The sequence below is a fragment of the Alteraquisediminimonas sediminicola genome (genome assembly GCF_019740335.1).
Classification (GTDB): domain Bacteria; phylum Pseudomonadota; class Alphaproteobacteria; order Sphingomonadales; family Sphingomonadaceae; genus Alteraquisediminimonas; species Alteraquisediminimonas sediminicola.
In genome coordinates, this window is the sequence record NZ_JAHXZS010000004.1 from 16,143 (window position 1) to 29,549 (window position 13,407).

General features: G+C 59.1%; 10 protein-coding genes. 1 reads left to right on the forward strand and 9 read right to left on the reverse strand.

Translation table 11 applies throughout. From position 1 onward, the window contains the following. Positions 1-19 precede the first annotated feature (19 nt). Positions 20-2,203, forward strand: a complete 2,184-nt coding sequence (gene uvrB, locus K6117_RS09455; RefSeq protein ID WP_221794350.1) for an excinuclease ABC subunit UvrB — start codon at positions 20-22, stop codon at positions 2,201-2,203. Positions 2,204-2,243: 40 nt separating this feature from the next. On the opposite strand, the gene K6117_RS09460 is transcribed toward uvrB, so the two are convergent. From K6117_RS09460 to K6117_RS09500, 9 genes are all read right to left on the reverse strand, one after another. Next, positions 2,244-3,080 carry a type 1 glutamine amidotransferase gene (locus K6117_RS09460; RefSeq protein WP_221794352.1) on the reverse strand — a complete coding sequence of 279 codons (837 nt, stop codon included), beginning with the start codon at positions 3,078-3,080 and terminating at the stop codon, positions 2,244-2,246. Positions 3,081-3,119: 39 nt separating this feature from the next. After that, complete coding sequence (locus tag K6117_RS09465) at positions 3,120-4,346, reverse strand: ABC transporter permease (protein ID WP_221794355.1); 1,227 nt, start codon at positions 4,344-4,346, stop codon at positions 3,120-3,122. Continuing rightward, positions 4,343-5,329 (reverse strand): ABC transporter ATP-binding protein, encoded by a 987-nt coding sequence (locus K6117_RS09470; RefSeq protein ID WP_221794357.1) that lies wholly within the window; start codon positions 5,327-5,329, stop codon positions 4,343-4,345. Before K6117_RS09470 ends, K6117_RS09465 begins: the two co-directional genes overlap by 4 nt. Positions 5,330-5,511: 182 nt before the next feature. Then, positions 5,512-8,088 carry an ATP-dependent chaperone ClpB gene (clpB, locus tag K6117_RS09475; protein WP_221794359.1) on the reverse strand — a complete coding sequence of 859 codons (2,577 nt, stop codon included), beginning with the start codon at positions 8,086-8,088 and terminating at the stop codon, positions 5,512-5,514. 79 nt (positions 8,089-8,167) lie between these two features. Next, positions 8,168-8,848, reverse strand: coding sequence for a RadC family protein (radC, locus tag K6117_RS09480; RefSeq protein WP_221794361.1), 681 nt, complete (start codon positions 8,846-8,848; stop codon positions 8,168-8,170). Between the two features lie 45 nt (positions 8,849-8,893). After that, entirely contained in the window at positions 8,894-11,206 is a 2,313-nt protein-coding gene (locus tag K6117_RS09485) for an ATP-dependent helicase (protein WP_221794363.1), read from the reverse strand. Between the two features lie 45 nt (positions 11,207-11,251). Next, on the reverse strand, positions 11,252-12,253 hold the full coding sequence (locus K6117_RS09490) for a nucleotidyltransferase domain-containing protein (RefSeq protein ID WP_221794365.1): 1,002 nt from the start codon (positions 12,251-12,253) through the stop codon (positions 11,252-11,254). Further along, positions 12,250-13,116 carry an HprK-related kinase A gene (locus tag K6117_RS09495; RefSeq protein WP_221794367.1) on the reverse strand — a complete coding sequence of 289 codons (867 nt, stop codon included), beginning with the start codon at positions 13,114-13,116 and terminating at the stop codon, positions 12,250-12,252. Before K6117_RS09495 ends, K6117_RS09490 begins: the two co-directional genes overlap by 4 nt. Beyond that, positions 13,113-13,403 carry an HPr-rel-A system PqqD family peptide chaperone gene (locus K6117_RS09500; protein WP_343211768.1) on the reverse strand — a complete coding sequence of 97 codons (291 nt, stop codon included), beginning with the start codon at positions 13,401-13,403 and terminating at the stop codon, positions 13,113-13,115. Before K6117_RS09500 ends, K6117_RS09495 begins: the two co-directional genes overlap by 4 nt. Positions 13,404-13,407 lie beyond the last annotated feature (4 nt).

A 13,407-nucleotide genomic window follows, 5' to 3' on the forward strand; every position in this document is an offset into this window, starting at 1 on the left:
TTCCCCATATCCATCTGCGATGGCAATCCAGATCCGCACCTCGCTCGATGAGCCGGAAGCAGCACAAAGCTTCATTCCCCACCGCCCGGAACGGCCCGATAAGGCCGAGGGTGGCAAGGCGTTCAAATTGGTCGCGGAATATGAACCCGCGGGCGATCAGCCCACGGCTATTGCAGAACTTGTGGCACAGATTGAGGGCGGTGAGCGCGATCAGGTACTATTGGGCGTCACCGGCTCCGGTAAGACGTTCACCATGGCCAAGGTGGTGGAAACGCTCCAGCGCCCGGCGCTGATATTGGCCCCCAACAAGACATTGGCGGCCCAGCTTTATGGCGAGTTCAAGAGCTTCTTTCCCGACAATGCGGTCGAGTTTTTCGTCTCTTATTATGATTATTATCAACCGGAAGCCTATGTCGCGCGGACCGATACCTATATCGAAAAGGAATCCTCGGTAAATGAGGCGATCGACCGGATGCGCCACTCTGCCACTCGGTCGTTGCTGGAGCGCGATGACGTACTGATCGTCGCCTCGGTGTCATGCATCTATGGCATCGGTTCGGTCGAAACCTATTCGGCGATGATTTTCGACCTGAAAAAGGGACAAATGGCCGATCAGCGCGAGATCATTCGTCAATTGGTCAGCCTGCAATACAAGCGCAATGATGCGGCATTCCAGCGCGGCATGTTCCGGGTGCGCGGGGATAATCTGGAAATCTTCCCCTCGCATTATGAAGATACGGCGTGGCGGATCAGCTTTTTTGGCGATGAGATTGAGGAAATTACCGAATTTGATCCGCTGACGGGCAAGAAGGTCGCCGCGCTTGATAGCGTGCGGGTCTATGCGAACAGCCATTATGTCATGCCGGGACCAACGCTGAAACAGGCGATGGAGGCGATCAAAGCGGAGCTTGGGCTGCGGCTGGAGGAGCTGAAGCGCGAGAATAAGCTGCTGGAGGCGCAAAGGCTGGAACAGCGCACCCATTTCGATCTGGAAATGATCGCCGCTACCGGCAGTTGCGCGGGGATTGAGAATTACTCTCGCTTCCTGACGGGCCGCGCACCGGGCGAACCGCCGCCGACATTGTTCGAATATCTGCCAGAAAATGCGATGCTGTTCGTTGATGAAAGCCATCAGATGATCGGCCAGTTGGGCGGCATGGCGCGGGGCGATCATAAACGGAAGTTCACGCTGGCCGAATATGGCTTCCGCCTGCCCAGTTGCATCGATAACCGACCCTTAAGGTTCGAGGAATGGAACGCGATGCGCCCGCAATCGGTGTTCGTTTCAGCCACGCCGGGGCCGTGGGAGATGGAGCAGACGGGTGGCGTGTTCACCGAACAGGTGATCCGCCCGACCGGCCTGATCGACCCGCCGGTTGAAATCCGGCCGGTTGAACATCAGGTCGATGATTTGATGCACGAGGCGAAAAAGGTAGCGGCGCTCGGTTATCGCACGCTTGCCACCACATTGACCAAGCGGATGGCTGAAGACCTGACCGAATATATGCATGAAGCCGGTCTGCGCGTGCGGTATATGCATTCCGATATCGAAACGCTGGAACGGATCGAATTGATCCGTGACCTGCGGCTTGGCGTTTATGATGTGCTGATCGGCATCAACCTGTTGCGTGAAGGGTTGGATATCCCTGAATGTGGCTTGGTGGCCATTCTTGATGCGGACAAGGAAGGGTTCTTGCGATCTGAAACCTCGCTGGTCCAAACTATCGGTCGCGCGGCGCGTAATGTCGATGGCCGCGTCATCCTATATGCCGACAAGATGACGGGCAGCATGGAGCGGGCGATACAGGAAACCGACCGCCGCCGGGCCAAGCAGCAAGCCTATAATGAGGCACACGGCATCACGCCGGCAACGATCAAGCGCGATATATCCGATATCGTCGGCCATCTGGCCAGTCGGGATCAGGTCACGGTCGACACCGGGGTGGAGGATCTGCCGCATTTGGTGGGCCATAATTTGCGCAAGTTCATCGATGAACTGGACAAGAAGATGCGCGTCGCCGCTGCCGATCTTGATTTCGAGGAAGCTGCCCGTTTGCGCGATGAAATCCGCGTGTTGGAGGCGCAGGAATTGGGCGTTCCTGCCCAGCGTCCATTGGGTCGCGCGGTCGAGGGGCGTCCCGGCACGCGCAAAACGCGCTTTGGCAAGCAGCAACAGGCGCGCGCGAGCAAAAGGGGCCGTTAAGCCCATTACGCCATATATGCGCGCATTGATTTAGAGCCGCTTAAGTCAGAACGCAGGTCTCGATCCATGCGATGATTTCGGCGCGTCGCCGCTTGTCATCGGTGATGTCTTCATCAATCCCCAATTGCCAGCCAATGCCGATCTCTGCTGAATTAGCAGCGAGCGCCACCAGCTTGTTGCGATAGGCGATCAGTTCATCATTGTTGGCGAAAAACCCCTGTGCCACCATGTCATCCGAATATAATGTATAAAGCTGGACAATCTGCTGGAGATCGAATTCCGGGTGATATTGCACTGCCCATGCAATAGATCGCCCGAGTGGGATGAGCGCGGCCTGTACCCGGCTGTGGCTATTCGATGCGAGCAAGGTCGCATTATCGGGCAGGCGGCTGACCTCATCATAATGGATGCACAAAGCATCAAATACCAAACCCTTGCCTCCGAATATCTGATGGTCCCGGCCTTCCGGCAAGGCGTAAATTTTGCGCGCGATCCCGACTTCGCGCCCGCGCGGGTTGCTGATCACCATGCCGCCCGCCGCCATCACGAGAATTTGCAGACCCCAGCAACTGCCGAAAATCGGCAAGCCATGATCCGCTGCTTCTTTGGTCAGGGCGATCTGGTTGGTCACGGCAAAATCGGTGTCATAAGCATGCAGCGCAGATCCGGTGATCACGAATCCGTCATAATCCGACCATGTCCGGCTATATGGCATCACACCATCCGGGTCGGCCCCGTTCAATATATCCAGTTCAATGTCCGGAAATTCCGCCGAGATCGCAATGGCGTAAATTTCGCTGGATGAACGGACGCCAATGGCGCGGGACTGGGCGCGCTTGTCGGCGGTATTGCCCTCTAGCAACAACAGGCGGGTCATATATCTCCATTCATCGCGCTGATTGGTCTAGACTGATAATTAGACGGGGTGATTGCGTTTGAACAGTCGCGCCAATAAGCTACGGCGCTTGACCCGCATCCGGCCTGATTTCAGGACATTGCGCCGAAATAGCCGCGCGCCGATGCGGATAATCAACCCCGTCCACATCACTTGCCACAACAGGGCCAGCACATGCGGCCATAATGCTGCCTCTTGGGCTGCCCGCGCCAGCATGGCAAAAGGCGAACTGAACGGGAACAGCACGGCAAATAATTCGATCGGTTCGCCGGTTTTCGTGACGGTAAAGCTGGCCAAAAAGAAGAACAGCAATTGTGCCATGGTCACCGGCATCGAGAGAGTCTGCACCTCGCGGACCGAAGATGCCATGCCGCCTATGCCCAGAAAGAGCGAGCCAAGCAGCAGATAGGCCGTAGTGAAATAGGTAATGGCCAGCACGAAGAACAGGGGCCAGCTAACCGCCGGGGTCGCCAATAACGGCAGGTTGACATCGGTCATCATGACGGCAATCGCGCCCGCGCCGAACCAGACGGAAATGCCGATAAAGGCCATGCCCAGCATCGCAAACAGCTTGCCCAGAAAAATGGCGTCAATCGGCACGGAGGCGGCCAATATTTCGATGATCTTGTTGGTTTTTTCTTCGACGAGATTGGAGAGCACCATGCCCGCCAGCAACATCGTCAGCAGGAATAAGATCATTTGGGCCAATTGGGCCGTGACCAGTCGGCTGGTGTTGCGCTCACTATCGCTGGCCTTGATGTTGGTCAGTGTCAGCCGGGCAGGTTTGGCCTGCCCGTCACGGGCATGTTGCAATATCAGGCCCACTGTCCCCTGCCAGCGGGCGACATCTGTCGGTGTCGCGGTGAAATGCGGATGGTCGAGCGAACCGGACAGCACCCCCATATAGTTTTTTCCGCCACTGCCTTGGTTGAGCAATTGGGCGATGCCCGCCTCATTCTGGTCACGTTTCGCTAGCGGCGCTAAAAACGGCAAATTGCCGCTGCCGAGTTGATCCGCCAGCCCGTGATGGGCGGTGATGAGCGCGTCCACCTCCGCTTGTGCCATGGCAATGGCGATAACGGGCTGATTGATGTCCTTGGCGACCTGACTGCCCACGCCGCCCGCCGCCAACCCGATCAGGATTGGGAAAAATGGGCCGAGCAGAAAGAAAATGAAGGATTTGGAGAAAATCACGGCGGTAAAGTCGCGCCGCGCGATCACCCATGATGCCTGTATCAGTCGCTTCATGCGATTTTCTCATCCTGTTCGCGGACCAGTTCAGCGGCGGCAGCCTCGCCCGCAATGGCGACAAAGGCATCATGCAGGCCGGGCCGTTCAATCGACAATGATAAAATCCCCGCATCGCCCTCAATCAGGGCGCGCAACAATGGCTCCACCCCGATGTCCGGCAGGGTGAAATGCCAATAATGCCCATCGGGCAATGTACCGGGGGGCAGGGCGGCACGCCATGGGCCATCCAGTTCGCGGGTTTCCAGCCGCACCTGTGGTCGCAGTCGGTCGCGCGCGGTCTCGACCTTGCCATGAAATGGCACTTTACCCCCGGTGATGATCGCGATTTCTTCGCACAATCGTTCGGCATGGGCGATGACATGGGTGGAGAAAATCACCGTTACCCCGGCATCGGCCTGTGCGCGGATCATGCGTTCAAGCTTTTGCTGGTTGAGCGCATCAAGGCCGGAAAATGGTTCGTCCAGCACGATCAGCCGGGGCCGATGCACGATGGTGCCAAGTAATTGGACCGTCTGGGCCATGCCCTTTGATAGCTGCCTGATCTGGCGTTCCATTGCATAGCCCAGACCATGTTCTGCCATTAAGGCGCGCGCCCGCTTGCGCCCTTCCTTCAACGGCAGGCCGCGCAGCGCGCCCATGAAGGCGATGGCCTCAACAGCCTTCATGCCGGGATATAGCCCGCGCTCTTCAGGCAGATAACCGACATGTTGCGCGACCTTGAGCGGGTTTTCGCTGCCGAGGATGATCCGTTGGCCGTCATCCGGCTCGATAATGCCGAGCAGCATCCGTAAAATCGTGGTCTTGCCCGCGCCATTGGGACCGAGAATGCCGAAAATACTGCCTGTCCGCACTTGCAGATCGACCCCATCGACAGCGCGGAAATCATCGAAATTCTTGATCAGTCCCCGCGCATCAATCGCGAGATCGCCCAAAGCGGGGGTGCTTGGATCGGCGGTGGGCGGCGAGGTGTCGACTGTCATGCCGGGGTCCAGTTCCAACAATTATCGGCTTAAGCTAAGAGGTCCGCGTGCCGCTGTCCATGCACCGGCTATAATGGCTAATCCCTAATCCGATGCAAATGCAGCGCGCAAAAATGCGGGCAAAAAGAAACCGGGCCTCGGTATCATGCCAAGGCCCGGTTCTTTGCAGAGGCAAGGAGCTATCAGACGGTCAGGTGAAGCCCGCCATCCCCCTCATCGACATGGACGGTCGATCCATCCGGCACATTGCCCGACAAGATCATTTCCGCGAGCGGATCTTGCAGATATTTCTGCACCGCCCGCTTCAATGGCCGTGCGCCATAGACGGGATCATAGCCCACCCGGCCCAGCCATGCTCGCGCCGCATCGGTGAGGTCGAGCGTGACCTTGCGATCCTTCAACAATTTGCCGACCCGGCTGATCTGGATGTCGACAATCGGTGCCATATGTTCGCTGCCCAGACGGTGGAACAGGATGATCTCATCCAGACGGTTGAGGAATTCCGGCCGGAAATGCCCGCGCACGATTTCCATTACCTGCGGCTCCACCGATTCGACGCTCGCGCCTTCACCAAGGCCCGCGATGAACTGCGAACCAAGGTTGGAGGTCAGCACGATAATCGTGTTGGTGAAGTCGACGGTGCGGCCATGGCCATCGGTCAGACGACCATCGTCCAGCACCTGCAACAACACATTGAACACATCGCTATGTGCCTTCTCGACCTCGTCGAACAGCACGACCTGATAGGGCCGCCGTCGCACCGCCTCGGTCAATACGCCGCCTTCTTCATAGCCGACATAGCCGGGAGGCGCGCCGATCAATCGGGCGACCGAATGTTTCTCCATGAATTCGCTCATGTCGATGCGGACCATGGCGGCGCTGTCGTCGAACAGGAATTCGGCCAGCGCCTTGGTCAATTCGGTCTTGCCGACACCGGTCGGGCCGAGGAACAAGAAGCTGCCCAAAGGCCGGTTCGGGTCCTGCAGTCCGGCGCGGCTACGGCGCACGGCGGTGGATACGGCCCGGACCGCATCGGCCTGACCGATCACTCGTTTGCCAAGCTCAGCCTCCATCGCCAGCAGCTTTTCTCGCTCGCCTTCCATCATCCGATCCACCGGAATGCCGGTCCAGCGCGAGACGACCCCGGCAATGTCATCTGCCGTGACTTCTTCGCGCAGCATGGCACCGCCTGCGACCTGTTCGGCTTCAGTCAATTGCCGTTCCAAATCCGGGATGCGGCCATAGGCCAGCTCACCGGCCTTGGCGAGATCGCCGCCGCGCTGCGCCTGTTCCAGTTCCGAACGGGCAGCATCCAGCGCTTCCTTGATCTTGGCCTCGCCTGCGATCTTTTCCTTCTCGCCCTGCCAGCGGGTCGTCAGTTCCGCCGATTGCTGTTCGAGATTGGCAAGGTCTTCTTCCAGCGTGTCGAGACGATCCTTCGAAGCCTGATCGGTTTCCCGCTTCAGCGCTTCGCGTTCGATCTTGAGCTGGATGATCCGGCGGTCGAGATTTTCGATTTCTTCCGGCTTGGACTCAACCTCCATCCGCAAACGGCTTGCGGCTTCGTCCATCAGGTCGATGGCCTTGTCCGGCAGGAAGCGATCCGAAATATAGCGGTTGGACAAAGTCGCCGCCGATACCAGTGCACCATCGGTGATCCGCACCCCATGGTGCAGTTCATATTTCTCCTTCAGTCCGCGCAGGATCGAGATCGTATCTTCAACCGTCGGCTCGCCCACGAACACGGGCTGGAACCGGCGTTGGAGGGCGGCGTCTTTTTCGACATATTTCTGATATTCATCGAGTGTCGTCGCGCCGATGCAGTGCAATTCGCCACGAGCCAGCGCAGGCTTGAGCAAATTGCCCGCATCCATCGCGCCTTCCGATTTGCCCGCGCCAATCAGCGTGTGCATTTCATCGATGAACAAGACGATCTGCCCCTCGGCACCCTTCACCTCGTCCAGCACGCCCTTCAACCGTTCCTCGAACTCGCCACGATATTTCGCGCCCGCGATCAGGCTGCCCATATCGAGCGCCATCAACGTGCGGTCCTTGAGCGTATCCGGCACATCGCCATTGGCAATGCGCAGCGCGAGCCCTTCCGCAATCGCGGTCTTGCCCACGCCCGGTTCGCCGATCAGCACCGGGTTGTTCTTGGTCCGGCGCGCCAGAATCTGGATGGTGCGGCGGATCTCCTCGTCACGGCCAATGACGGGATCGAGCTTGCCCGCGCGTGCTGCTTCCGTCAGGTCGCGTGCGAATTTCTTCAGGGCGTCATAGCGATCTTCGGCGGAAGCCGTATCAGCGGATCGGCCACCGCGTAAGTTGTTGATTGCCGCGTTCAGCGCCTCTGCCTTCACCCCTGCCATTGCGAGCGCCTTGCCCGCCGTCGTGCCGGATGCCAGCACCAGCGCCAGCAGCAATCGTTCGACGGTGACATAGCTGTCACCCGCCTTTTGCGCGACCTGTTCTGCCTGATCCAACACACGCACGGCATCATTATCGAAACCGGGGGCTGCCTGTGCGCCGCTGCCCGATACGGCGGGAATTTTGGCGAGCGCTGCATCGGTTTCGCGGGTCGCGGCCATCGCATCGCCACCAGCAGCCTTGATCAGACCGGCGCACATGCCCTCGCTGTCTTCCAACAGAGCTTTCAAGAGATGTTCCGGCGAAATCCGCTGATGATTCATGCGGATGGACACGGTCTGCGCGCTTTGCAGGAATCCCTTCGCGCGATCGGTAAATTTTTCAAGGTTCATGAAATGCCCCTTCCTTTCACATCTCATGTGGTGTTGCGGATATACAACACAAGAGGGGGGCTGATTTTTTCGAAACGGGTTACAACAGCCCTAGGCTCCGCAGGCTTTTATGGCCGGTCCTACCGATGATGATATGGTCATGCACAATGATGGCGAGGTGGCGGCCCGCCTCTGCGATTTTGCGGGTCAGGTCGATATCGGCCTTGCTCGGTTGCGGATCGCCGCTTGGATGATTGTGGACGAGGATGAGCGACACCGCGCCCAGATCAAGCGCCCGCCGGATCACCTCGCGGATATGGATCGCCGCCTCATCGACCGAGCCTTCCGCTGCCAGTTCATCGCGGATCAGCATATTGCGGGCATTGAGATAGAGGACGCGCACGCGCTCCACCGCCTGATGCGCCATATCGGCATGGAGATAATCGAGCAAAGATTGCCAGCTTCCCAAGACGGGCCGGTTGATCACTTCCGATTTCAGCAGGCGTAACGCCGAAGCTTGCGTGATCTTGAGCGCGCCGATCACCCCATCGGATAAGCCTGCGCGTCGCAATGCCTCGACATCCGCACAGAGCAAGGCACCCAGCCCGCCGAACGCGTTGATTAATTGTTTCGCGAGGGGCTTGGTATCGCGGCGAGGAATGGCGAGGGCGAGCAAATATTCGACCAACTCATGTTCAAGCAGCGCCTCCGGCCCGCCATCGACCAGCCGTTGGCGTAATCGGGCGCGATGACCGGACCCATCTTCTGCCAATTCGCCCATGACATCTCCTACGCAACATACATTTTACTCAGGCAAGACGACCTCTCAGGCCGGGTTGACGAAATTATCCATCACCCGTTTCAGGCCGGCCTGTTCGAACTCGATGTCCAGCTTGTTGCCGTCCATATCTGTGATCGTGCCATAGCCGAATTTGTTATGGAATACGCGCTGGCCGATCAGCAGATCACCGCGCGGCTTGGCGGCAAAGCTCGCGGCCTTTTCGCGGGCGCGGACCGGGGATATGGAAGACCAGCCATTGCCGCTCGCCCGTTCCCAACCGGGGCCATGGGTACCAGCGGAACCTGCATTCGGCGTGAACGACCGGGCGGCATTATTGTCCTGCACAAAAGCGCTGCCAAAGCTGTTGGCTGACACCGTATTGCCCCAGCCCTGATACCCGCGCGCCCCCGAGGTCATCGTCGTGTCCTGCTCGATATGGTCGGCCGGTAATTCTGCAATGAAGCGGGAGGGGAGTGCGCTCATCCATTGACCGTAAATGCGGCGGTTGGCGGCGTGCCAGATCGAACAATGCTTGCGCGCCCGCGTGATCGCGACATAGCCGAGCCTGCGCTCTTCCTCCAATGACGCCGCGCCACCTTCATCAAGCGCGCGTTGCGACGGAAACACACCTTCTTCCCAGCCGACGAGAAAGGTCCGATCGAATTCCAGCCCCTTGGCGGCGTGGATGGTCATGATCGTGACCTTCTGGCCATCGTCGCCCGCATCATTGTCCATCACCAGGCTGACATGCTCAAGGAACATATCGAGCGATTCATATTCCTCCATCGCGCGGACAAGTTCCTGAAGATTTTCCAGCCTGCCCGTCGCATCGGCCGATTTGTCGGCCTGCCACATCGCGGTATAGCCGGATTCCTCCAGCACGAGCCGCGCCAATTCGCCATGGGGCAGGGTGCTGGCCGAATCCCGCCACCGCGCAATATCGCCGATGAACCGCCCCAACGACCGCCGTGCCTGTGGAGTCAATTCATCGGTGTCGAGAATAGCAATCGCCGCCGTCGACAGCGAGATGCCCTGTGCGCGGGCCAGTCGATGGAGCTTGGCCATCGCGGTATCGCCTAGCCCGCGTTTCGGCAGGTTGATGATCCGTTCAAACGCAAGATCGTCTTGCGGTTGATGCACCATCCGCAAATACGCGAGCGCATCGCGAATTTCCGCACGCTCATAAAAACGAAATCCGCCGACGATTTTGTAGGCAATGCCGGTCGCGATAAAGCGTTCCTCGAATTCGCGGGTCTGGAACTGGGCCCGGACGAGGATCGCCATTTCATTGCTCGCCTCGCCCTGTCGCCGGGCATCTTCAATCGCCTCGCCAACGCACCGCGCCTCTTCCGGTCCGTCCCATACGCCGGTGACCTGCACTTTTTCGCCGGCATCCCGCTCGGTCCAAAGGCTCTTGCCAAGCCGATCGCCATTCATCGCAATCAGCCCCGATGCCGCGCCCAGAATATGCGGGGTGGATCGGTAATTCTGTTCAAGCCGGATCGTGACCGCGCCCTGAAAATCTCGTTCGAACCGCAAAATATTCGCGACCTCGGCCCCGCGCCAACTGTAGATGCTCTGATCGTCATCGCCGACGCAGCAGATATTTTTACGCTCCTGCGCCAACAGCCGGAGCCAGAGATATTGGGCGGAATTGGTGTCCTGATATTCGTCCACCATGATATATTTGAACCGGCGCTGATAATCGGCCAGCACCTCGCGATCCTTTTTCAGGATCGTCAGCATATGGAGCAGCAGATCTCCGAAATCACAAGCGTTCAAGGCGCAAAGACGCGCCTGATAGGCGGCATAAAGTTGCTTGGCCTTGCCATCGCCAAAGGCCTCATTATCCCCGGCATCCAGATCGGCAGGGGTCAGGCCCCGGTTTTTCCATTTGTCGATCACGCCCGCGAATTGCTTGGCCGGGAATTTTTTCTCGTCCAGCCCGGCGGCAGTGATGACCTGTTTCAACAGGCGGATCTGATCATCGGTGTCGAGGATATTGAAATTACTGTGCAGGCCGACAAGCTCGGCATGACGGCGCAGCATCTTGGCGCAGACCGAGTGGAATGTGCCCAACCACGGCATACCCTCAACCGCCGGGCCGATCATCCGCCCGACCCGTTCGCGCATTTCGCGCGCGGCCTTGTTGGTGAAGGTGACGGCCAGAATTTCGGACGGCCACGCCCGTTGCGTCGCGACAAGATGCGCCAGCCGCGCCGTCAGCGCAGACGTCTTGCCCGTGCCTGCCCCTGCCAGCACCAAGACTGGCCCGTCCGTTGTCAACACGGCCTCGCGCTGTGGCGGGTTCAGGCCATGCAGATAGGCGGGTTCAGGCGAATGTAATGCTGGCTCCATGATGCGAACGATTAGGGAACATCGTAGCGTAGGGCAAGGCCGGATTTACCCCTTGCGCCATTTGATAAAGAGGTGGCGGACCAGCATCAAGGGCGGCATTCGCAAGATATGGGCGCGCAGATAAAAGGCGAAACGCGTGATTGGATACGTCTTTTTCCCCCAGCCATCGCGGGAGAGGATGCAGCGCAGAAACCATCTGTCCCGCCATCCCAATGGCCGATCATCGCCAAAAAGATGTGCGGCCAGCCGATCAGCCTGCAATACATAAGCGGTCAACCCGTGGCGCGCGGCGCGGGAGAGCAGTTCCTTGTCAAAGTCCGGGTCTTCATGCCGAAACTCACGCAAGAGTTGGTGAATATCCCACAAATTGCGCAAGCCCCCCGCCAGATCGCCATCGGCCAGCAGATGCGCAACGGCATGGCAGATCATGTCGGCGGGGTTGAGGTGCGCAATCCCATCGTCGCGCCGCACACAATCGCGCACCATCGCCTCGGCATCCGGTTCCAAGCGATGGGTCAGCGGCAGAATCGTGTGATGCACATCGATCATTCGATCGCGGGCGCGATGGATCAAAGGGGGCAGTTCATGCATCCATTGGCGGTAATAATGATCGTCATAGGCATCGGCCTTGACCCATTCCCAGCCAGCGGCCAGCAATCTTTTCTCGGCATCATCAAGTTGGCGGCGCGGCAATAATATATCGAGGTCGCCGACAAAACGGCCATCGCCCGCCTCCAGCCCCGCGATGATATAGGCGCAGCCCTTCAACAGCACCACCGGATAACCAGCGCCATGAAAGGTGCGGCGCGCCATCTCCACTTCCCATCGTGCCTGTGTCTGGGCATGGGCAAGGGCGGTTCGCGCATCGTTCAGCCGTCGCCTGACGGCTTCCGGCACCTTCTGGCCCGCAAGGCGGATCGCCAGACTGCCGACCAATTGTTCGGCGCGGGCGATGGTGATGACCTCGGTCCAGTCCTTGACCGATAAATGCACGGCCTGTCCCGGCGCGCGCAACAGCCCGGCCAGCAATGATGACGCCCGCGTCATGCCAGTTCCGCCCATGTCTGTTCGACCAGCGCGATGGCGCTTGCGGTATCATTATAGTCGATGGCCCGCGCCGGGACTTGATGGACAAGCTGGGTCAAGGCGCGAAACCCGGCCTCGCCAAGGGTGATGTAATTGGTCGATGATTGGGTCAGGCGCATAAAGACTTCCGCCGCGCCAATCGGTCGAATGGCGGGCGGATGACCGAAGCGAGGGAATAACAGCAAGGCAGGGCGCGCAGGCTCATCCATCCGTTCAACGGCGTCCGGCCCCGGCATCAAATGGCGGATCGCACCCTTTGGCGTGCCGGTGAGCAGGGGGCCAAAGCGATCGGATGCGCCGATCAGCGCCTGCATCACTTCCACCGCCTCATTTTTCAGGCTGATGGCGCGGGGAAAGCCATGGGCATGGCCGGTATTGGGGTCGATCAAGGCGAATTCATCGCCCATGAAGCGCCAGCCGCGTTCACCCAATTGGGCGGACAAGGTTGATTTTCCTGCGCCCGACAGGCCCGTCATGATCAACGCCTTGCCATCGCGTTCGACCATTGATGCATGGAGCAACAAATAGCGCCGCTGTCCCAAGGCCATTTGCAGGTTCATCGCCATTTCGGCGGCCAGTATGCCATGGGCCAAGGGCAAGGGCATCGCCTCTGGCAGCATGAAATCGCCCCGAATATCGATATTCGGACGAATCCAACGCCGCAGCGGGCTGGATGGTTCCAGCCGGACGGTGAAATCAGGCACCGCGACCGCAGGCCGAGGATAGGCCTGATAAAGGCGGTTCAGCAGCTTGACCGGCCCGGCCCATACCGATCCGATGCGGAACATAATCGGGCCGATGCGAAGATGTATTTGGTGCTTCATGCGCGCCACACCAAACCGGCCTCTTCCAGTTCCGAAAGCCGCGCGGTGATCGACGCCATGGCATCATTATCCGGTGCAATGTCATGGGCCAGTTCCAGCCGGGCTATCAGCCCCGCCATATCGGTCGGCGCTTCGCGCAATGCGGCCAGAATTTCAGGCATCGGCGCGGCCAGAATGTGCGTCGCGCCGGAGGGGCGATGATAAGCGAGCGTCAGCCCCTCCATCTGGCTGATGACAAGCCGATCGGCAGGATCGCAGCGATAATAGGTTTTATGGATTTTACGCACAGGA